Origin of the sequence: Leisingera sp. M658 (genome assembly GCF_025144145.1) — a bacterium.
Lineage (GTDB): Bacteria > Pseudomonadota > Alphaproteobacteria > Rhodobacterales > Rhodobacteraceae > Leisingera.
The window spans coordinates 2,613,525-2,632,848 of record NZ_CP083546.1; the positions used below are offsets into that span (position 1 = coordinate 2,613,525).

20 protein-coding genes are annotated in these 19,324 nt (G+C 61.7%); 2 read left to right on the top strand and 18 right to left on the bottom strand.

Annotated elements, in window-relative coordinates:
• Position 1 precedes the first annotated feature (1 nt).
• From nuoF to K3724_RS13110, 13 genes are all read right to left on the bottom strand, one after another.
• Complete coding sequence (gene nuoF / locus K3724_RS13050; RefSeq protein WP_259985646.1) at positions 2 to 1,300, bottom strand: NADH-quinone oxidoreductase subunit NuoF; 1,299 nt, start codon at positions 1,298 to 1,300, stop codon at positions 2 to 4.
• A 6-nt stretch (positions 1,301 to 1,306) separates the two neighbouring features.
• Positions 1,307 to 1,546 carry a DUF5337 domain-containing protein gene (locus K3724_RS13055; RefSeq protein WP_129371398.1) on the bottom strand — a complete coding sequence of 80 codons (240 nt, stop codon included), beginning with the start codon at positions 1,544 to 1,546 and terminating at the stop codon, positions 1,307 to 1,309.
• 44 nt (positions 1,547 to 1,590) lie between these two features.
• The gene (locus K3724_RS13060; protein ID WP_259985648.1) at positions 1,591 to 2,778 is read right to left on the bottom strand and encodes an NADH-quinone oxidoreductase subunit E; all 1,188 of its coding nucleotides are present in this window, start codon (positions 2,776 to 2,778) and stop codon (positions 1,591 to 1,593) included.
• On the bottom strand, positions 2,778 to 2,984 hold the full coding sequence (locus tag K3724_RS13065; protein ID WP_259985650.1) for a hypothetical protein: 207 nt from the start codon (positions 2,982 to 2,984) through the stop codon (positions 2,778 to 2,780). Before K3724_RS13065 ends, K3724_RS13060 begins: the two co-directional genes overlap by 1 nt.
• Complete coding sequence (locus tag K3724_RS13070; RefSeq protein WP_205879963.1) at positions 2,981 to 4,204, bottom strand: NADH-quinone oxidoreductase subunit D; 1,224 nt, start codon at positions 4,202 to 4,204, stop codon at positions 2,981 to 2,983. The genes K3724_RS13065 and K3724_RS13070 overlap by 4 nt, the downstream gene beginning before the upstream one ends.
• 145 nt (positions 4,205 to 4,349) lie before the next feature.
• Positions 4,350 to 4,958: an NADH-quinone oxidoreductase subunit C gene (locus tag K3724_RS13075; RefSeq protein WP_259985652.1), complete on the bottom strand. Its 609-nt coding sequence runs from the start codon at positions 4,956 to 4,958 to the stop codon at positions 4,350 to 4,352.
• A gap of 15 nt (positions 4,959 to 4,973) precedes the next feature.
• Positions 4,974 to 5,507, bottom strand: coding sequence for an NADH-quinone oxidoreductase subunit B family protein (locus K3724_RS13080; protein WP_027258414.1), 534 nt, complete (start codon positions 5,505 to 5,507; stop codon positions 4,974 to 4,976).
• A complete protein-coding gene (locus K3724_RS13085) occupies positions 5,498 to 5,863 on the bottom strand; it encodes an NADH-quinone oxidoreductase subunit A (protein ID WP_024090668.1) in 366 nt (121 codons plus the stop codon). The genes K3724_RS13080 and K3724_RS13085 overlap by 10 nt, the downstream gene beginning before the upstream one ends.
• A 235-nt stretch (positions 5,864 to 6,098) precedes the next feature.
• On the bottom strand, positions 6,099 to 6,881 hold the full coding sequence (locus K3724_RS13090) for a crotonase/enoyl-CoA hydratase family protein (RefSeq protein WP_259985658.1): 783 nt from the start codon (positions 6,879 to 6,881) through the stop codon (positions 6,099 to 6,101).
• A gap of 19 nt (positions 6,882 to 6,900) precedes the next feature.
• Positions 6,901 to 7,758, bottom strand: a complete 858-nt coding sequence (locus K3724_RS13095; RefSeq protein ID WP_259985660.1) for a hydroxymethylglutaryl-CoA lyase — start codon at positions 7,756 to 7,758, stop codon at positions 6,901 to 6,903.
• Between the two features lie 66 nt (positions 7,759 to 7,824).
• Positions 7,825 to 9,762, bottom strand: coding sequence for an acetyl/propionyl/methylcrotonyl-CoA carboxylase subunit alpha (locus K3724_RS13100; protein WP_259985662.1), 1,938 nt, complete (start codon positions 9,760 to 9,762; stop codon positions 7,825 to 7,827).
• A gap of 9 nt (positions 9,763 to 9,771) precedes the next feature.
• On the bottom strand, positions 9,772 to 11,376 hold the full coding sequence (locus K3724_RS13105) for a carboxyl transferase domain-containing protein (protein ID WP_259985664.1): 1,605 nt from the start codon (positions 11,374 to 11,376) through the stop codon (positions 9,772 to 9,774).
• 493 nt (positions 11,377 to 11,869) lie between these two features.
• Positions 11,870 to 13,399 (bottom strand): AMP-binding protein, encoded by a 1,530-nt coding sequence (locus K3724_RS13110; RefSeq protein ID WP_259985666.1) that lies wholly within the window; start codon positions 13,397 to 13,399, stop codon positions 11,870 to 11,872.
• A 149-nt stretch (positions 13,400 to 13,548) separates the two neighbouring features.
• Here K3724_RS13110 and K3724_RS13115 point away from each other — a divergent pair, with 149 nt between their 5' ends.
• Entirely contained in the window at positions 13,549 to 14,154 is a 606-nt protein-coding gene (locus K3724_RS13115) for an OmpW family protein (RefSeq protein WP_259985668.1), read from the top strand.
• 60 nt (positions 14,155 to 14,214) lie between these two features.
• Here K3724_RS13115 and K3724_RS13120 read toward each other — a convergent pair whose 3' ends face one another.
• The 3 genes from K3724_RS13120 to K3724_RS13130 form a co-directional block, all read right to left on the bottom strand.
• Positions 14,215 to 14,715 (bottom strand): lysozyme inhibitor LprI family protein, encoded by a 501-nt coding sequence (locus tag K3724_RS13120; protein ID WP_259985670.1) that lies wholly within the window; start codon positions 14,713 to 14,715, stop codon positions 14,215 to 14,217.
• Positions 14,715 to 15,875: an isovaleryl-CoA dehydrogenase gene (locus K3724_RS13125; RefSeq protein WP_259985672.1), complete on the bottom strand. Its 1,161-nt coding sequence runs from the start codon at positions 15,873 to 15,875 to the stop codon at positions 14,715 to 14,717. The genes K3724_RS13120 and K3724_RS13125 overlap by 1 nt, the downstream gene beginning before the upstream one ends.
• A 156-nt stretch (positions 15,876 to 16,031) precedes the next feature.
• Entirely contained in the window at positions 16,032 to 16,706 is a 675-nt protein-coding gene (locus tag K3724_RS13130; protein WP_259985674.1) for a DUF1236 domain-containing protein, read from the bottom strand.
• Between the two features lie 169 nt (positions 16,707 to 16,875).
• Here K3724_RS13130 and K3724_RS13135 point away from each other — a divergent pair, with 169 nt between their 5' ends.
• On the top strand, positions 16,876 to 17,334 hold the full coding sequence (locus K3724_RS13135; protein WP_259985676.1) for a CreA family protein: 459 nt from the start codon (positions 16,876 to 16,878) through the stop codon (positions 17,332 to 17,334).
• Here K3724_RS13135 and K3724_RS13140 read toward each other — a convergent pair.
• Together K3724_RS13140 and K3724_RS13145 are read right to left on the bottom strand one after the other, a co-directional pair.
• Positions 17,322 to 18,515, bottom strand: a complete 1,194-nt coding sequence (locus K3724_RS13140) for a DegT/DnrJ/EryC1/StrS aminotransferase family protein (protein ID WP_259985685.1) — start codon at positions 18,513 to 18,515, stop codon at positions 17,322 to 17,324. The genes K3724_RS13135 and K3724_RS13140 overlap by 13 nt on opposite strands.
• Positions 18,516 to 18,594: 79 nt before the next feature.
• Positions 18,595 to 19,257 (bottom strand): HAD-IA family hydrolase, encoded by a 663-nt coding sequence (locus tag K3724_RS13145; RefSeq protein WP_259985690.1) that lies wholly within the window; start codon positions 19,255 to 19,257, stop codon positions 18,595 to 18,597.
• Positions 19,258 to 19,324: the final 67 nt, after the last annotated feature.

Genomic DNA, 19,324 nt, shown 5'->3' on the forward strand with positions numbered 1-19,324 from the left:
GTTACTCCGCCGCCATCGCGCCCATGCGGCCCGATTTCTGAGCCTTGATACGGTCTTCGATTTCCTCGCGGAAGTTCTTGATCAGACCCTGGATCGGCCAGGCCGCCGCGTCGCCAAGGGCGCAGATGGTGTGGCCTTCGACCTGTTTGGTCACGTCCCACAGCATGTCGATCTCTTCCAGCTCGGCCTCGCCGCGTACCAGGCGGTCCATCACGCGCATCATCCAGCCGGTGCCCTCGCGGCACGGGGTGCACTGGCCGCAAGATTCGTGCTTGTAGAACTTGGCCAGGCGCCAGATTGCCTTGATAATGTCCGTCTGCTTGTCCATCACAATGACTGCCGCGGTGCCAAGGCCCGAGCCCAGCTCGCCGCGCAGGTAGTCGAAGTCCATGATCGCGTCGCGCATGTTCTCGCCGCGCACGCAAGGCACCGATGAGCCGCCGGGGATCACCGCCAGCAGATTGTCCCAGCCGCCGCGGATGCCGCCGCAGTGCTTTTCGATCAGTTCCTCGAAACCAATCGACATCGCCTCTTCAACCACACAGGGGTTTTTCACATGACCGGAGATCGCAAACAGCTTGGTGCCTGCGTTGTTCTGGCGCCCGAAGCCTGCGAACCAATCGGCACCGCGGCGCAGGATAGTCGGCACAACGGCAATGGATTCCACGTTGTTCACCGTGGTCGGACAGCCGTAAAGGCCCGCACCCGCCGGGAACGGCGGCTTCATCCGGGGCATGCCCTTCTTGCCTTCAAGGCTTTCAATCAGGGCGGTTTCCTCGCCGCAGATATAGGCCCCTGCCCCGTGGTGCAGGAAAACGTCAAAGTCCCAGCCAGAGCCGGCCGCGTTCCTGCCCAAGAGGCCCTGATCATAGCATTCGTCGATCGCGGCCTGCAGCGCCTCGCGCTCGCGGATGTATTCGCCGCGCAGGTAGATGTAGCAGGTATGCGCGTTCATCGCGAAGGACGCGATCAGTGCGCCCTCGATCAGCGTGTGCGGATCATGGCGCATAATCTCGCGGTCTTTGCACGTGCCAGGCTCGGATTCATCCGCGTTGATCACCAGAAAGGCCGGCCGGCCATCGCTTTCCTTGGGCATGAAGGACCATTTCAGGCCGGTCGGGAAACCCGCGCCGCCGCGGCCGCGCAGGCCGCTGTCTTTCATGGTCTGAATAATCCAGTCGCGGCCCTTCTCAACGATGCCGGCGGTGCCATCCCAATGGCCGCGCGCCTTGGCACCCGCAAGGTTACGTTCGTGCATCCCGTAAAGGTTGGTAAAGATCCGGTCCTGATCCTTCAGCATGTGTGCCTACCTTTGGTTTTCTTGTTCATTGGCCCGGCGCATGCGCCAGAGTTGAAATATGTTGACCAGGGCATAGATCATGCCTGCCAGCGCGGCGAAATCGAACAGCAAGGCATAACGCCCCGGCAGCCCCAGCATGGGGCCGATGAACAGCGACACGGCGATCCACAGCAAAATGGTTCCGGCAATCACCAATGCGATATGCCGGCCCTTCGCTGCGATGGCTTGGTCCTGTTCCTTGCTCATCTGTTCCCTATCGCCAAGGCACCGCCCCCTCGGGCCGATCCCGATTAGTCTTCTTTGTCGTCGTAGATGTGCTCTTCTTTGGCACGTCTGGCGAATTCAGTCTCGTCGCCCACCTGCAGCCGCTTGGCCTGCTCGATCCAGCCGTCCCGCTCGATCCGGCCCTTGAACTTGAGCCGTGCATCAACCCAGGCAACCTCGGCCTCGGTCCAGTCAGCAATCTGGTCGAAATGGAAGAACCCCAGCTCATTCAGGGTCTGCTCCAGCTTGGGGCCAACCCCTTTGAGCAGTTTCAGATCATCCGCCAGGCCGCCGCGGGCTTCCTTCAGGATTTCCGGCTGGGCTTCCTCGGGCTGGCTGTCCGCCCCAGGTTTTACCGCCGCGCCTTCCGGAGAGGAAGGCTCAGCCGCGTCCGATTTTTTGGGAGCCGCCTTGGCAGCTTCTTCTGCCTGTTTCGCGGCAGGTTTGGGCGCTTCCGGTGCTTTGGGCGGCGCATCTGCCGCGGCCCGGCCGGCAACAACGCCGTCCTTGCCGACCCAAGGGGTCAGCAGCGGCACTTCATCCCCCTGGATACGCTTGACACCGTCCTTGATGTCCATCGCCAGCTGCGCACTTGCATTGTACTGGGTCTTGCCGCTGTCAAAGTCAGTCAGCGAGGTGAGGCCCGATTTCGGCTCAGCTGCGTACCGCCCGTTCTGAGGGCCCGGCGTCACCATCTTGCCTGCGGCCAGATCGTCCAACAGCCGGGTAAAGCTCTCGACGGTAAGGTCCTCGTAATAGTCCTTGCCGATCTGGGCCATCGGCGCATTGGTGCAGGCGCCAAGGCATTCGACCTCTTCCCAGGAAAACTTGCCGTCCGCCGACAGGGTGTGCGGCTTTGCAGCTATTTTTTCCTTGCAGACCGCAACCAGGTCTTCGGCCCCGCAAATCATGCAGGACGTAGTGCCGCAGATCTGGATATTGGCAACAGACCCTGTGGGTTGCATCTGGAACATGAAGTAGAAAGAGGTGACTTCCAGCACCCGGATATAAGCCATGCCCAGCATATCGGCGATGGCCTCAATAGCGGGCTTGGTGACCCAGCCTTCCTGCTCCTGCGCGCGCCACAAGAGCGGAATAACCGCCGAGGCCTGGCGGCCCTCGGGGAATTTGGTGATCTGCGCCTCAGCCCAGGCCTGGTTGGCCGGGGTGAAGGCAAAGCTGTCGGGTTGTTCTGAATGCAGACGGCGAAGCATTAGATTTCTTCCAAGTTCTCTAGTGACTTGAGGCTTGGAGCGCCCCCAATTGTCAGGTTACGCATTCGTGCACCGCGAGCGATTTTTTGGAAACGATCCCATTCGTCTATGGATTCAAAAGCGATTTCCAGACGAAAGCCATCCTCACCGAACCGATGCAACTCAAACTCTTCACCGGTTTCTCGATCTCGAAATCTCTTTGTCACCGGTCAATCTCCCCGAACACGACGTCCATAGTGCCGATGATGGCGGCGACGTCCGCCAGCTGGTGGCCGCCGGCCACGTGGTCCATCGCCTGCAGGTGCAAGAAGCCCGGCGCGCGGATCTTGGAGCGGTAGGGTTTGTTGGACCCGTCCGCCACCAGATAGACGCCGAACTCGCCCTTGGGTGCCTCGACAGCGGCGTAAACCTCGCCTGCGGGGACGTGAAAGCCTTCGGTGTAAAGCTTGAAGTGGTGGATCAGGCTTTCCATCGAGGTCTTCATATCGCCGCGCTTGGGCGGGGACAGCTTGCCGCGGGCTATTACGTCGCCGGTGGCTTCGCGCAGTTTGACAATTGCCTGGCGGATGATCGAGGTCGATTGGCGCATCTCTTCCATCCGGCACAGGTAGCGGTCGTAGCAGTCGCCGTTCTTGCCGACGGGGATCTGGAACTCAAACTCGTCATAGCATTCATAGGGCTGCGCGCGGCGCAGGTCCCAAGCAAGGCCGGAGCCGCGCACCATAACGCCGGAGAAGCCGTATTGCTGGATCTCTTCCTCGGTCACCACGCCAATGTCGCAGTTGCGCTGCTTGAAGATGCGGTTTTCGGTCAAAAGGCCGTCGATGTCGTCCAGAACTTTGGGGAATTCCAGCGCCCAGAGGTCGATATCGTCCAGCAGATCGTCCGGAATGTCCTGATGCACGCCGCCAGGGCGGAAATAGGCCGCGTGCAAGCGCGCACCGCAGGCGCGCTCGTAGAACACCATCAGTTTCTCGCGTTCTTCAAAGCCCCACAGCGGCGGGGTCAGCGCGCCAACATCCATTGCCTGCGTGGTGACGTTCAGAAGGTGGTTCAGAACCCGGCCGATTTCCGAATAGAGCACCCGGATCAGCTGGCCGCGGCGGGGAACCTCGACACCGGTCAGTTTTTCGATGGCCAGGCACCAGGCATGTTCCTGGTTCATCGGCGCAACGTAATCAAGGCGGTCGAAATACGGCAGGTTCTGAAGGTAGGTGCGGCTTTCCATCAGCTTTTCGGTGCCGCGATGCAGCAGGCCGATATGCGGATCGCAGCGCTCGACAATCTCGCCGTCGAGTTCCAGCACCAGACGCAAAACTCCGTGTGCAGCAGGGTGCTGCGGGCCGAAGTTGATGTTGAAGTTGCGGATCTTCTGCTCGCCGCTCAGCGCATCCACGCTACCGTCGTCAAATTTGGAGCCGTCCATCATTTCGCCCCCCTATTTATTTTGGGCTGCGAAACTACACAAAATGTGTAGTCAGAGGTTTTTTTAAAAAAGGGAATAGCCGCGCTCAGCATCATTGCACAGCCCGTCAGCAAGTTTCCCATTTCGGCCAGAGGTTCAAACCACATCAGTTTGCGCCCTCCTTCTTCTCGTCACCCGGCAAGATGTATTCAGCACCTTCCCACGGGGACATGAAATCAAACTGGCGGTACTCCTGCACCAGCTTCACCGGCTCATAGACCACGCGCTTTTGCGCCTCGTCATAGCGTACTTCGGTATAGCCGGTGGTCGGGAAATCCTTGCGCAGCGGGTAGCCGCGGAAGCCATAGTCGGTCAGGATCCGGCGCAGGTCCGGGTGGCCGGAGAACAGGATGCCGAACATGTCGTAGACTTCCCGCTCGAACCAGTTGGCCGAAGGGTGCACATCGACGATCGAGGGCACCATTTCATCTTCGCGCACCGCAGCGCGCAGGCGGATACGCTGATTCCGGTACATCGACAGGAAGTGATAGACCACGTCGAACCGCTTGCCCCGTTCCGGGTAGTCCACCGCGGTGATATCCACCAGCGAGGAGAACTTGCAGTTCTGATCCGACTTCAGGAACTCCACCAGGCCGGCGATATTCGAGGGCGTCACGTCAATGTTCAGCTCACCAAAGGACACGTCCCAGGCGACAACGCAATCGGGGCGTTTGGCTTCGATCTGCGCGCCGAGTTCATTCAAGGCTTCAGTCATCTGCTCTCTCCCGCCTTAGCGAACAAGGGTGCCGGTGCGGCGGATCTTGCGCTGCAGCTGCATCAGGCCATACAGCAGCGCCTCAGCCGTCGGCGGGCAGCCCGGTACATAGACATCAACCGGCACAACCCGGTCACAGCCGCGCACCACGGAATAGCTGTAGTGATAATAGCCGCCGCCATTGGCGCAGGATCCCATCGAGATCACGTAACGCGGCTCTGGCATCTGATCGTAGACCTTGCGCAGGGCCGGCGCCATCTTGTTGGTGAGGGTGCCCGCAACGATCATCACGTCCGACTGGCGCGGCGAGGCGCGCGGTGCGATGCCAAAACGCTCGGCATCATAGCGCGGCATCGAGGTGTGCATCATTTCCACAGCACAGCAGGCCAGACCGAAGGTCATCCAGTGCAGCGAGCCGGTGCGCGCCCAATTGATGATGTCTTCTGCCGAGGTGAGCAGGAAACCCTTGTCCTGCAACTCAGCGTTCAGGGCCTGGGTGACAACTTCCTTGTCCACACCCGCGGTGTTGGCTCCGGTCATCACTGCCATTCCAGCGCCCCTTTCTTCCATTCATAGGCAAAGCCGATGGTCAGCACGCCCAGGAACACCATCATCGACCAGAAACCAGTGTCGCTGATGTCCTTGAAACCGACGGCCCAGGGAAACAGGAATGCGATTTCCAGGTCAAAAATGATGAAGAGAATCGACACCAGATAGAACCGGACGTCGAATTTCATACGGGCATCATCAAAGGCATTGAAGCCGCACTCATAGGCGCTGACCTTTTCCGGGTCCGGGTTGCGGACTGCCAGCACAACGGCTGCTAGGATAAGGACAATGCCCAACCCTGCCGCAACGGCCAGGAAAACCAGGATCGGCAGGTATTCCCTCAACATCTCTTCCAAGAGCAGCTCCTTTTCCCGGCGGTTTCCCGCGCGACGTCAATTGGCGTGTTGATTTGCCTCGTGCATACCCCCCCGCCCCCACAGCGTCAACTAAAGCAAGGTTAATCTACAAGGGTTTGTGACAGGAAAAAGCACAGCCGCAACATGCACGTAATTCCTTAGTTATTTCATAAGGAAAGCGGCCGCAGGGGAAACCGCGGCCGCCATCAAAACATGACTCATTTTTACCGGTATTTCAGCCTTGCCAGACAGGTTTGCGCTTTTCAAAGAATGCGCTGATGCCCTCGTGCGCCTCGTCGCCTTCCCAGCGCGCCACCAGCGCCTTGATTGTATGGTCAATCACAGCGTCATCAAGTTGCGGTCCCAAGTCGCGGGCCAGCTTTTTGGCGGCGGCGACGGCGCCGGGTGCGCAGTTCAGATAGGGTGCGACCTCCGCCTCGACTGCCTCCGCCAGCTGATCTGCGGGCACGGCTTTGGCCAGCAGCCCCAGCTCAACCGCCTCTGCCGCGCCGAACAGGCGGGCCGACATGAAGACACGCCGTGCTTTGGCTTCGCCCATACGGGCAATGACATAAGGGCCGATGGTGGCGGGAATCAGTCCCAGCCTGGTCTCGGTCAGCCCCATCTTCAGATGGTCCGCGCCGATGGCAACGTCACAGACCGAGGCCATTCCAACACCGCCGCCAAAGGCATTGCCTTGCACCGCGCCGATCACCGGCTTAGCCAGGGTGTTAAGAGCCATCAGCATCTCTGCCAGCACCCGCGCCTCACGGCCACGGGTTCCGGCGTCCGCATCCATCTGATCCCGCATCCAGCCCAGATCGCCGCCGGCGCAAAAACTCTTGCCTGCGCCGGTCAGCACCACGACACGAGCGGTCTCGTCTTCGTTCAGCCGCCGGGCCGCCAGAATCAATTCCTGCAGCATCTGACCGGACATGGCGTTGTGTTTGTCAGGGCGGTTCAGGGTAAGGGTGCAGACGCCACGGGCGTCAGTGTCCAGGGTGATTGTCTCAAACATCTTGCTTCTCCGCTGAATTCTATTGCAGGCCGCGCATCGAACGGGCCAGTGCCGCAGCCTTATCCAGCACATTACCGTCCAGCCCCGTGTCATAGCCCAACCCGGTCAGGCGCTTGTGCACCGCTTCCGTCGCCACGTTGCCCGCAGCCCCCGGTGCGTAAGGACAGCCGCCCAAACCGCCCACGGCAGCATCAAACACCCGCAGGCCCTGCGTTAGCGAGGCCTCGATATTGTCCAGTGCCCGGCCCGCGGTGTCGTGGTAGTGCCCCGCAAGCCTGGCCGCAGGAACCCGTGCGGTGACGGCGCTCAGCATCGCGGTGATCGCCTCCGGAGTACCCTGCCCGATGGTGTCGCCCAGCGAGATCTCATAGCAACCGAGGGCGTACAACCGTTCGGCCACCTCCGCTACTTTCTCCGGCGCTGTTGCCCCGTCATAAGGACAGTCGGTCACGCAGGACACATAGCCCCGCACCGGCAGCCTGTTCTCCTTGGCAGCCTCCAAGATGGGCAGAAAACGTGTGATGCTCTCCTCGATTGTGGCGTTGATATTGGCCTTGGAGAACCCTTCAGAGGCGGAGGCAAAGACCGCGATTTCATCCGCCTTGGCAGCTACAGCATCCTCGTAACCGCGCATATTGGGCGTCAGTGCTGCATACCGCACGCCGGGCGCGCGGGTGATGCCCGCCAGCACCTGGGCGCTGCCCGCCATCTGCGGCACCCATTTGGGCGACACAAAGCTCGCCACCTCAATCCGCGTAAATCCGGCGCGGCTCAGGCAGTTTGTCAACGCGACTTTCTCCGCCACGGGGATTTCACGCTTTTCATTCTGCAGCCCGTCGCGCGGACCGACTTCGAAAATTTCGACACGCTCAGCCATCGCCGGGCCTCCTGCTTCTTGCTGGTCTTAAATACCCAATTCCGGACAGCTGCCGCAGGCGCACGGTCAGCCGCCTTCCTCCTCCAGCCGCACCAGCGCCGCGCCAGCCTCGACCTGGTCGCCAGCGGCGGCAAGCACCTCAGCCACCACACCGTCGCGCGCGGCCAGCAGCGAATGCTCCATCTTCATCGCTTCCAGAATAGCCAGCCTGTCGCCCTCTGCCACCGGCTGGCCGGCTTTGGCAAATACAGCTTTGACCAGCCCCGGCATCGGCGCCTCAACCACATTGCTGTCGCCGCCTGCAGCCGCATCACGATCCAGCGGATCCACAACGGCAAATTCCAGGCCATAAGCGTCAAACACCGTGATCAGCGGGCCGGCCTGCGAGGTTACAGGCATCCGGCGCCCGTCAATGCGCCAATGGCCCTGGCTGCGCTCGGCCAGCACGGTTTCACCATTCACCGACCACAGCTGCCGGTCCGGCCCGTCCACCTGCACGTCAGCTGTGAACTCCTCCTCCAAATGGCTGAGCGTAACAGCGCGGTGCAGCGGCGCCCAAAGCGTGAAACCGGTCTCCGGCGCGGCGTCCACCAGGCCAAGTGCCACCATACCGGCGGCCGCTTTGTGGCGCAGCTCAGTCTTTGGCGCAGCCACCAATGCCTCCAGATCGCGGGCGATCAGGCCGGTGTCCACGTCGCCCCGCGCAAACCCTTCGTGCGCTGCCAGCGCGCCGAGGAAAGCAAGGTTGGTGACGGTGCCGCCCACCTGGGTTTCTTCCAGCGCACGGGCCAAACGGGACAGCGCCACCTTACGGGTGGAGCCATGCACGATCACCTTGGCAATCATCGGGTCATACCAGGGGCTGATGGCGTCGCCTGCCCGCACGCCGCTGTCGGCGCGGCATTCGGCCGGGAAAGACAAATGGGTCAGCGTGCCGGTGGCCGGAAGAAAGCCCTTAGGCACGTCTTCCGCATAAAGCCGCGCTTCAAACGCGTGTCCGGTGATCGTCAGATCTTCCTGCCGGGCAGGCAGGCGCTCACCTGAGGCGACCCGCAACTGCCACTCCACCAGATCGACACCGGTGATCAGTTCGGTCACCGGATGCTCCACCTGCAGGCGGGTGTTCATTTCCATGAACCAGAAGCCGTCGGTGCGCAGCCCGTCCGAGCCATCGACGATGAATTCGACGGTGCCTGCCCCCCTGTAACCGATCGCCTCAGCCGCGCGCACGCCGGCCCGCCCCATTGCTTGGCGCATCTCAGCCGTCATGCCCGGTGCGGGGGCCTCCTCGATCACTTTCTGGTGGCGGCGCTGCAGCGAACAGTCGCGTTCAAACAGGTGCACCGCATGGGTGCCATCGCCAAAGACCTGCACCTCGATATGACGCGGCTGCTGAATGTATTTCTCGATCAGCACATCCGGATTTCCGAAGGCCGTGGTGGCCTCACCCTGGGCGCTGTTCAGGGCATCAGCGAACTCCGCCGGCTTCTCGACCAGCCGCATCCCCTTGCCGCCGCCGCCGGCCACGGCTTTGATCAGCACCGGATACCCGATCTTGCCCGCTTCTTCCTGCAGGAAGCCCGCATCCTGATTGGCACCGTGATAGCCCGGCACCACCGGCACGCCGGCCTCTTCCATCAGCACCTTGGCGGCGTCTTTGAGGCCCATCTTTCGGATCGCGTCTGCGGACGGGCCGATGAAGGTGAGGCCCGCGGCCTCCACCGCCTCAACAAAGTCCGGGTTTTCCGACAGGAAGCCATAACCGGGGTGGATCGCCTGGGCGCCGGTCGCCTTGGCCACGCGGATAATTTCCGCACCGCGCAGATAGCTGTCCGCAGGCGCCGGGCCGCCGATATGCACGGCCTCATCCGCCAGCGACACATGTTTGGCGGCCGCATCGGCGTCTGAATAGACGGCCACTGTCCGCACTCCCATGGCGCGGGCACTTTCCATCACGCGGCAGGCAATCTCTCCGCGGTTGGCAATCAAAATCTTGTCAAACATGGGAGGTCCTCACATCCGGAACACGCCGAAGCGTGTGTCTTCAATCGGGGCATTCAGCGCGGCACTGAGCGACAGCGCCAGCACATCGCGGCTTTTGCGCGGGTCGATGATACCGTCGTCCCAGAGACGTGCAGAGGCATAAAGCGGGTGACTCTGCTCCTCGAACATCTCAATGGTGGGGCGTTTGAAGTCGGCTTCTTCCTCCGTGCTCCAGCTGCCGCCCTGGCGTTCGATGGCATCGCGCTTGACCGTTGCCAGCACGCCTGCCGCCTGCTCGCCGCCCATCACAGAGATGCGGGAGTTGGGCCAGGACCACAGGAACCGCGGCTGGTAAGCCCGGCCCGACATGCCGTAATTGCCCGCTCCAAAGGAGCCGCCGACCAGCATCGTTACCTTCGGCACATTGGTTGTGGCAACTGCCGTCACCATTTTGGCGCCGTGGCGGGCGATGCCCTCGTTCTCATATTTGCGGCCGACCATGAAACCGGTGATATTCTGCAGGAAAACCAGCGGGATCTTGCGCTGGCTGCACAGTTCCACAAAATGCGCGCCCTTCTGGGCGGCTTCCGAGAACAGCACACCGTTGTTGGCGATGATGCCTACAGGGCATCCTTTGACATGGGCAAAACCAGTGACAAGAGTTTCGCCGAAACGCGGTTTGAATTCGTCAAAGCGGGAACCATCGACCAGCCGCGCAATCACCTCGCGGATGTCGTAAGGCGTGCGCAGGTCACCTGGCACCACGCCGAGGATTTCCTCGGGGTCATAGGCGGGCTCCTCGGGGCTGGCCCAATTCACCGTCAACGGCTTGGTGATGTTCAAGGACTGCACCGCGCGCCGCGCCAGCGCCAGCGCGTGGGCATCGTCTTCGGCCAGGTAATCGGCCACGCCGGACAGGCGGGTGTGCACATCGCCACCGCCCAGATCTTCGGCGCTTACGACCTCGCCCGTCGCGGCCTTCACCAGCGGCGGGCCTGCGAGGAAAATGGTGCCCTGCTCCTTCACGATGATGGTGACGTCGGACATGGCCGGAACATAAGCGCCGCCTGCGGTGCAGGAGCCCATGACCACCGCAATCTGCGCAATGCCCTTGGCCGACATCCGTGCCTGATTGTAGAAGATACGCCCGAAGTGGTCGCGGTCGGGGAAGACCTCATCCTGTTGCGGCAGGTTGGCACCGCCGCTGTCCACCAGATAGATGCAGGGGAGACGGTTTTCCTCGGCAATCTCCTGCGCCCGCAGGTGTTTCTTCACCGTCATCGGGAAATAGGTGCCGCCCTTCACTGTGGCGTCATTGCAGACCACCATGACCTCTTGCCCGTGAACGCGGCCGATACCCGCCACAACCCCAGCACCGGGGGCGGCCCCGTCATACATGGCATGGGCCGCAGTGGCGCCGATCTCCAGAAACGGAGAGCCGGGGTCGAGCAGATTCGCCACGCGGCGGCGCGGCAGCATCTTGCCGCGGCCTTCGTGGCGGGCACGGGATTTCTCGCCGCCACCCATGCGCGCGGCCTCTGCCGCCTCGCTGATCTGCCCGAGCGCGTCCAGATGCGCCTCGCGGTTCTGTTTGAAGCCGTCCGAGGAGGGCATCGCCTTGGATGTGAGTTTCATTGCTCGTTGTCCTCCGGTTTAAGGGGATCAGCCCACCGGGCTAACCTGCGAGCCTCGACCCATCGAAGCCCCGCCTCTTTCACATGGCATCTGGTGAAGTTGCCGTCATACTCTTCCCGCGGCTTACAATCGCTTGTACCTGTAAGCTCACGAAGTCTGGATAACCTGTTTTGGTAGTTTGAGACTTCTAAGTCACTCTCGGTAGTTATCACATTCGGTAGCTCTGCAAGTAATTCGCCTACCCTCATGTTCAGGTGCCCAACAAAATCATTCCTGCAAGAAAGCCGCGTCTTAAAGGAGGGCGGATAGTAGCAGTGCTTAACTCCCCACTCAAAGCACTTGGTATCCATGTGCATTTGAGTGATTATGTGCCCTTTCGACAAAGCAGCACATCCGTCAAGCCAGGCAAGCGCATCAATGTAATGGGGGGGCACGCTCTGCGCACCCGCTGTTGATGCAAAGCACAATGTGGCCGTAATTACGCTGACTATCTTCACTCAGTTACCTCGCCCGCAGCCCGCGCCTTCAATTCCTTGCGGATCACCTTACCGGTCACCGTCATCGGCAGCTCCTGTAAAAATTCGACTTCGCGCGGATAGGAGTACTGCGCGAGTCGGCCCTTTACGTAATCCTGCAGTTCCTGCGCCGAAGCTTCCGCCCCCGGCTTCAGCACCACATAGGCTTTGACGATCTCAGTGCGCAGGCTGTCGGGCTTGCCGACCACGCCAACCGTCGCCACTGCCGGGTGGGTCATCAAGCAATCCTCGATCTCTGCCGGACCGATGCGGTAGCCGCCGGAGGTAATCACGTCATCCTCGCGGCCTACAAAGCGAAGATAATCCCTTTCCCAGATGCCTCGGTCGCCAGTCACCAGCCAGTCGCCGCGGAACTTGGCCGCGGTCTCCTCAGGCCGGTTCCAATATTCCAGCAGCATCGAGGCCGAGCCGCGGCGGATGGCGACGTCGCCCTCATCTTGCGTGGGATTGCCCGCCTCGTCGATCACCGTCAGCTCATGCCCCGGCACCGGTTTGCCAATGCAGCCCGGACGCGGGTCAAAATCCGCTGCGCAGGAGGAGGCAACCATGTTGCACTCGGTCTGGCCATAGAATTCATTAATCGTTATGCTCAGGTCCCGCCGGCCCCAGGCGAGCATCTCGGCGCCCAGGGGCTCTCCGCCGCTGGCAACCGAGCGCAAGGCCCGAAGCCCCTGCCCGGCTGCCTTGAGCATCCTGAGCGCGGTTGGAGGGAAGAAAATGTTGCGGACACCGGCCTGTTCGATCAGCGCTGCGCAGGCCTCGGGGGTGAACTTGTCCAGCCGTGCTGCCACCACCGGCACGCCCAGCGCCAAGCCCGGCATCAGAACGTCGAACAATCCGCCAATCCAGGCCCAGTCGGCAGGCGTCCACAGGCAGTCGCCCGGCTGGCCCAAGTGGTCATGGCTGATCGAAACGCCCGGCAGATGGCCGGTCAGCACCCGGTGGCCGTGCAGCGCGCCCTTGGGGCTGCCGGTGGTGCCGGAGGTGTATATCAGCACCGCGGGGGTTTCAGGTGCGGTATCGGCAAAAGCTACCGGCGGGCCGTCTATTCCGGCGGTGTCTGCCATCACCGCTTCGGCCAGATCGCCGAGCAGATCCGCGCCTTCCTGGTCTGTAAAGACAAAGCGCACACCAGCATCGCCAGCGCGGGAGGCCAGCGCGTTGCGTTTGAACAGCTTGAACAGCGGCACCGAGATGCCGCCCGCCTTCCAGATGGCCAGATGCGCTGCAGCACACCATGGCGACTGGCTCAGCAGCACGCCGACGCGGTCGCCCGGCTGGATGCGGGTCAGCAGGTAGCGAGCCAGGCCATCCACCATCCCTGACAGCGCGCCATAAGAAAAGCTGCGGCGCGCAGGGCCGGTCATATCGATCAGCGCCACAGCCTCAGCAGGATGCGACAGGCATTGGGCGGCCATGTTCAGCCGCTCCGGCAGGTTCCAGCTGCCATCGGCGCGCAGGCCAGGAATGTTACAAAAATCATGCATATTTAGACATTCCAGAAACGCATAGCTGATATGCATTTTTTCCCTGCGTTTTCAAAGGCAAAGAAAGTGTCTCTTTGATTCAGATCAGGGTTTTCACCCGCTTCCGGGTGCACCACGGCGGAGTAATCACAAGAAAAGGGACGCACCCCATGAAACGCATGGTTTCCGCTTTGGCATTGACCTCTGCCCTGGCCGCACTGGCCGACCCCGCGCTGGCCCAACAGCATGGCGACTGGACCGTTGGCGTCGGCATCGCCAACGTGAACCCGAAATCCGGCAACGGCACCCTTGCCGGTATGGCCGCTGATATCGACGACGGCACCGCGCTGTCGCTGACGGTTGAATACTTCTTCCGTGACAACTGGGGTGTCGAACTGCTGGCCGCTTCGCCGTTCGAGCATGATGTCACTTTGGCCGGCGCCGGCTATGCCGCCTCTGCCAAGCAGCTGCCGCCGACCATCTCGGTCAACTACCATTTCCCGACCCAGGGCAAGATCAAGCCGTTTGTCGGCCTGGGCCTGAACTACACCACTTTCTTTGAAGAAAGCTCGCCGCTTGGTGTGATCGAAATGGACGATAGTTTCGGCGTGGCGCTCAATGCCGGCGCGGACTGGCAGATCTCCGACCGCGGTGCGGTACGTTTCAATGTCCGCTACATCGACATCGAAAGCGACGTTACCCTGAACGGGGCCGCGATCGGCACCGCCGAGATCGACCCGGTTGTCCTGAACATTGCTTACGTGCACCGCTTCTGATCCTTTGCATCCCTATGCTGGCGGGCCAATGCGCGTCCGCCAGCGTCTGTTTCCGGCTTGCTATTCGCCGAGCCAGGCATCTTCCAGATAGAGCGCCTGCTCTCCGGTCAGCCGCATCAGGCAGCTGAGCGAGGCCGGGCCGCCGCCAGTGCCGCCGCCCCATTGCGACCTTTCGAATTCACAGGTGGCGTCGCGATAGCTGATCCAGGCCCGCTGCATGCTGCGGAGCGGTGGCGCTGTCTTTGGTGCGGCAGAACCAAGCTCCTCCATTTCGGCATCCAATTCTACCGCCTTGGCCCGCAAAGACTTGTAGGCGCGGTTCAGCCGCTGATCCCAGTAGCTTCGCTCGCCATCCAGGCATCCCATCATACCAACGGTGGTAGAGCCATCCGGCGCCGCCCCCATGCAGTGCTGTGCCGAGGTGCCCACGCAGCTGCGCTTTGTGTCCTGATTGACCGCTCCCGCGACGCAAGCATCCGTCGCACCAGAGGAGAATTGAACCTCCTGTGCCATGACGGACGTGCCTGCCATCAGCAGAGCAAACGGCAGAGCCGTTTTCATCACATGGTTCCCATCAGCTCGCGGCCGATCAGCATCCGGCGGATCTCAGAGGTGCCGGCACCGATCTCCATCAGCTTGGCATCGCGGAAAATACGGCCAACCGGGTTGTCGGACAGGTAACCGGCACCGCCAAAGGCCTGCACCGCCTGATGCGCCTGGGTCATCGCCACTTCGGACGCGTAAAGGCAGCAGGCCGCGGCGTCCTGACGTGTCACCGTGCCCTTGTCGCAGGACTTGGCCACCTCATAAACATAAGCCCGCGCCGAGTTCATCGCGGTGTACATATCGGCGATCTTGGCCTGCATCAGCTGGAAGTTCCCGATTGGCTGGCCGAACTGCTTGCGCTCGGCCATATAGGGCATCATTTCATCCATGCAGGAGGCCATGATACCGGTGCCGATACCGGCCAGCACCACACGCTCGTAGTCGAGGCCGGACATCAGCACACGCACGCCCTTACCCTCGTCGCCCAGGATGTTTTCAAACGGGACTTCGACGTCCTCGAACACCAGTTCCGCCGTGTTGGAGCCGCGCATGCCCAGTTTGTCGAAATGCTTGGAGGTGGAAAAGCCCTTCATCTCTTTTTCGATCAGGAAGGCCGTCATGCCTTTGGAACCGGCGTCAGGATCGGTTTTGGCATAGACCACCAGGGTGTCGGCATCCGGACCGTTGGTGATCCAGTATTTGTTGCCGTTCAGGCGGAAGTGATCGTTGCGCTTTTCCGCCCGCAGCGACATTGAAACGACGTCGGATCCCGCACCTGCTTCGGACATCGCCAGCGCGCCGACATGCTCACCCGAGATCAGCCGCGGCAGATACTTGGCCTTTTGCTCGGCGTTGCCGTTCAGCTTGATCTGATTGACGCAGAGATTGGAATGCGCGCCATAAGACAGCGAGACAGAGGCGCTGGCGCGGGCGATTTCCTCGACTGCAACGGTATGGGCCAGATAAGACATGCCGGCACCGCCGAACTCCTCCGGCACGGTGATCCCCAAAAGGCCAAGCTCGCCCATCTCTTTCCACAGCTCCGCAGGAAACGCGTTACTCTGGTCGATCTCCTGCGCCATCGGCCTGACACGGTCCTGCGCCCAGCGGTGAATTACGTCGCGCAGGGCATTCACGTCATCGCCAAGATCAAAAGTCATGCTTGCATTGAACATCCCGCGGGACCTCCCGGTTAGAGCCGATTATATGAACAGTTGTTCAATTCAATAGACGAGGCCTCGATTCGGGTCAATCATGTTCCGTGCCGGCGCCGCAAACAGCACCGGGCGGCCCCGCCAGGGACCGCCCGCAAATAGCCGCTTTGGATTGGATCAGCGGACCACGTAAACCACTGTGCGGTCGTCCGCCTCAACCAGCACAGGCAGGCCGTTCAGGTAGACATAGCGGTAATTGGTGTCCGGCACCTCGGTCAGCTGGACCTCTTCCGGGATCATGACACCTGTCACCACCTCACCCTGCACGTAAACCGGCTCGGTGGCGTTGCTGCGCACATAGGTCACCACCTTCTCGTCTGGCACCGCAGCCTCACCCGCGAGTGAGCCCGCAATGGCCCCTGCGACAATGCCTGCCGGGCCTGCAATCAGGCCGCCGGTGATGGCGCCGCCGACAGCACCCAGCGCAGCATCGTCTTCGCCGGTTTCAGTGCTGGTGTACGTGACGGTGTTGAATTTGACCGGGTTGTCCTTGGCAACAACCGGCACATACTTGTCGGCCAGAGTGGTGGTCAGGTATTCGCCGTAAGCCCAGCCGTCCGCGCCATCATATGCAACCTTGCACCAATTGCTTTCCTCAAGGCAGCCCTCAAGATCAACCGTGCCATCGGCAGAGATGACGCCAATGATCTCGTGCTGCGGCCCCGGGCCTGCGCGCAGGTTCAGGTCGGTCACAGCCTGCACTTGGGCGCAGGCCCAGACCGGTGCGGCCAGCAGGGCCAGAGCGGACGCGGTCAGGGCAGGAGCGGTCAGGGTGCGGTTGGACATGAACATTGTGTTCTCCTCGATATCATTTCTGTCTGAGGGCGCGTTTTTGCGCCGTTGTGCTGAGACAACGTCCGCTTGTTCAAAAAGGTTCCCCGGATCGTTTTGCCGATTGCGCGCGTTGGTTTAGCAGTAACCGGACAGACCGGCACAAATCAGATTGCGAGGATAAAAACTGATGAAACGATTGAACCGCGCCGCGGCAGCCCTGACCTGCCTGCTGAGCCTGCCCGCCGCAGCGGAGGAAGTCGGGGAGATCGGCGTCGACTGGGTGGGAAACGACATCATCATCGAGGCCATCGCCGACCCCAAGGTCAGCGGCGTAACCTGCCACATCGCTTATTTCGAACGGGGGCTGCTGGACCGCCTGTCCAACGGAAACTGGTTCGAGGATCCGTCCAACGCCTCAATCGCCTGCCGCCAGACCGGGCCGATCACCGTGGGTGACATCGACCGCGGCCGCGATGGCGAGGACGTGTTCCGCGCGTCCCGCTCCATCATCCTGAAATCGCTGCGGGTGAAGCGCATCTTCGACGAGGGCAACCAGACGCTGATCTATGCTGCCCACGCGGCAGAGCTGACCGATGGCTCGGCCAAGGTCTCGATCTCGACGGTGCCGCTCTATCAGGCCGACTGATAGACGGCAGAGACCTCGGCGCGGATAATGCGGGCGATTTGGGCGCAGTCTTCCAGACTGAATGTCAGCGGCACCCGCATGTCGATGATGCCGGCCAAAACCCGGTCACTCTGAGGCAGCCGCGGGGTGTCTGCATAGCGCCAGCTGTCATAGCGGGAGGTGAAGGCCACTGGTTCGGGCGTGCCGAACCACTTCAGTTCCACGCCGCGGGCAGCGCAGCGCCGCACCGCCTCCTGCACGGCCTCCTCGGACCAGTCCATCAGCAGGAACTGGATCGAAGAGCCGACATAGACCTCCTGCGTGGGGCGCCCGACCACGGTCAGGCCCGGCGTGCCGCGCAGGCCGTTCTCAACCGCGCGGTAGCGGTCATTCCAGCGCTGCACCTGGGTTTCCAGGTCACTCAGCTGCGGCCGCAGGATGGCGGCACGCAGGTTGTCCATCCGGCCCGAAATGTTGGGGGTCTCGTATTTCACCCGTTCGAACACTTCCGGTCCCGGCGCCGCCAGGTGGCGGCCATAAAGCATATAGGATCCTGACAGCATGATGGCACGGGCGGCGATCTCTTCATCATCTGTGATGAGCAGCCCGCCTTCGCCCGAGTTCACATGTTTGTAAGTCTGGCAGGAATAGCACCCCACTGCCCCGTGCTTGCCCGAGAGCACACCATTCCAGGACGCCCCCATGGTGTGGGCGCAGTCTTCAATCACGGTGATGCCGGCGGCGTTGCAGACCTCCATCAGACGGTCCATGTCGCACAGATGGCCGCGCATATGCGACAGCATCAGCACCCTGGCCTGATCCGCCTTTGCGGCCAGATCGTCGAGATCAATGGTCAGGTCTTCGGTGACTTCAACAAACACCGGCTCTGCCCCGACCGAAGCGATGGAACCCGGCACCGGTGCGAGTGTAAAGGCATTGGTCAGGACCTTATCGCCGGGCTTCACTCCGACCGCCCGCAGGGAGGTGGCCAGCGCATAACCGCCCGAAGCCACCGCCAGGCAGTATTTCGCGCCCATCTGTGCCGCGAATTCCTGTTCCAGCAGCGCAGTTTCCCCTGCCTCGCCCTCTGCCACGTTGTACCGGTGCAGCCGCCCGCTGCGCAGCACCGCAAGTGCTGCCTCGATGGCGTCTTCGGGGATGGGTTCCTGCTGGGTGAAAGACCCGGAAAAAATCTCGCTCATGCGGCGTTTGTGAGCCGCCGCCCGGCAGGGGTCAAGAGGGAAGCCATTTGGCCGAGTTTCCCGAAACTAAGTTGCGGGATCACGCAATCAACTGCTCCGCGATCTCCGGCAGGTCTTCGAACCGGTGCAGCAGCGCTTCAGGTTTGAGCGCTGCCATATCATCGCCCGACGGGCCGAAGGTCACCAGAACCGAGGGCACGCCCGCATTGGCAGATGTATTGCGGTCAGTGTCGCTGTCACCCACCAGCAAGGTGCGGGCCGGGTCACCGCCTGCCCGGCGCGCGGCTTCAAACAGCGGCTCAGGGTCAGGTTTGCGCACCGGCAGCGTATCTGCCCCCACCAGCGACCTAAACGCATCGCGCACGCCCAGGCTGCGCAGCAACTGTTCCGCCAGCCCCTCCGGCTTGTTGGTGCAGATACCGACGCCGAAGCCTGCGGTTTCCAGCGCCTCGACCGCCTCCATTGCACCGGGATAAAGCACCGTATGGTGATCAATCGCATCGCGATAGACGTCCAGAAACACCGGATAGAACTCTTCCACTACCGCCGGATCATACTGATCCACCCGCTTCAGCCCATGCGTCAGCATCATCCGGGCACCGCGCAGCGATACCGCCGCATCCTGCGGATAGCTCAGCACATCGCCCAGCCCCATCTGCCGGAAACAGGTATTGGCCGCCGCCAGCAGATCGCCGGAAGTATCCGCCAGCGTGCCGTCCAGATCGAAGATAACTGTTCGCATATCCTGCCCCTTCGGCGCATTTCCGCTGCCGCATGTTGCAGCCCGCAATCTTGTTTGATGGCGCTAT

Bases quoted from the DNA above. Each gene is read 5' to 3' on its own strand.
- nuoF (WP_259985646.1), bottom strand. From the start codon at position 1,300: ATGCTGAAGGATCAGGACCGGATCTTTACCAACCTTTACGGGATGCAC.
- K3724_RS13055 (WP_129371398.1), bottom strand. From the start codon at position 1,546: ATGAGCAAGGAACAGGACCAAGCCATCGCAGCGAAGGGCCGGCATATC.
- K3724_RS13060 (WP_259985648.1), bottom strand. From the start codon at position 2,778: ATGCTTCGCCGTCTGCATTCAGAACAACCCGACAGCTTTGCCTTCACC.
- K3724_RS13070 (WP_205879963.1), bottom strand. From the start codon at position 4,204: ATGGACGGCTCCAAATTTGACGACGGTAGCGTGGATGCGCTGAGCGGC.
- K3724_RS13075 (WP_259985652.1), bottom strand. From the start codon at position 4,958: ATGACTGAAGCCTTGAATGAACTCGGCGCGCAGATCGAAGCCAAACGC.
- K3724_RS13080 (WP_027258414.1), bottom strand. From the start codon at position 5,507: ATGGCAGTGATGACCGGAGCCAACACCGCGGGTGTGGACAAGGAAGTT.
- K3724_RS13090 (WP_259985658.1), bottom strand. From the start codon at position 6,881: ATGTTTGAGACAATCACCCTGGACACTGACGCCCGTGGCGTCTGCACC.
- K3724_RS13095 (WP_259985660.1), bottom strand. From the start codon at position 7,758: ATGGCTGAGCGTGTCGAAATTTTCGAAGTCGGTCCGCGCGACGGGCTG.
- K3724_RS13100 (WP_259985662.1), bottom strand. From the start codon at position 9,762: ATGTTTGACAAGATTTTGATTGCCAACCGCGGAGAGATTGCCTGCCGC.
- K3724_RS13105 (WP_259985664.1), bottom strand. From the start codon at position 11,376: ATGAAACTCACATCCAAGGCGATGCCCTCCTCGGACGGCTTCAAACAG.
- K3724_RS13110 (WP_259985666.1), bottom strand. From the start codon at position 13,399: ATGCATGATTTTTGTAACATTCCTGGCCTGCGCGCCGATGGCAGCTGG.
- K3724_RS13115 (WP_259985668.1), top strand. From the start codon at position 13,549: ATGAAACGCATGGTTTCCGCTTTGGCATTGACCTCTGCCCTGGCCGCA.
- K3724_RS13120 (WP_259985670.1), bottom strand. From the start codon at position 14,715: ATGAAAACGGCTCTGCCGTTTGCTCTGCTGATGGCAGGCACGTCCGTC.
- K3724_RS13125 (WP_259985672.1), bottom strand. From the start codon at position 15,875: ATGTTCAATGCAAGCATGACTTTTGATCTTGGCGATGACGTGAATGCC.
- K3724_RS13130 (WP_259985674.1), bottom strand. From the start codon at position 16,706: ATGTTCATGTCCAACCGCACCCTGACCGCTCCTGCCCTGACCGCGTCC.
- K3724_RS13135 (WP_259985676.1), top strand. From the start codon at position 16,876: ATGAAACGATTGAACCGCGCCGCGGCAGCCCTGACCTGCCTGCTGAGC.
- K3724_RS13140 (WP_259985685.1), bottom strand. From the start codon at position 18,515: ATGAGCGAGATTTTTTCCGGGTCTTTCACCCAGCAGGAACCCATCCCC.
- K3724_RS13145 (WP_259985690.1), bottom strand. From the start codon at position 19,257: ATGCGAACAGTTATCTTCGATCTGGACGGCACGCTGGCGGATACTTCC.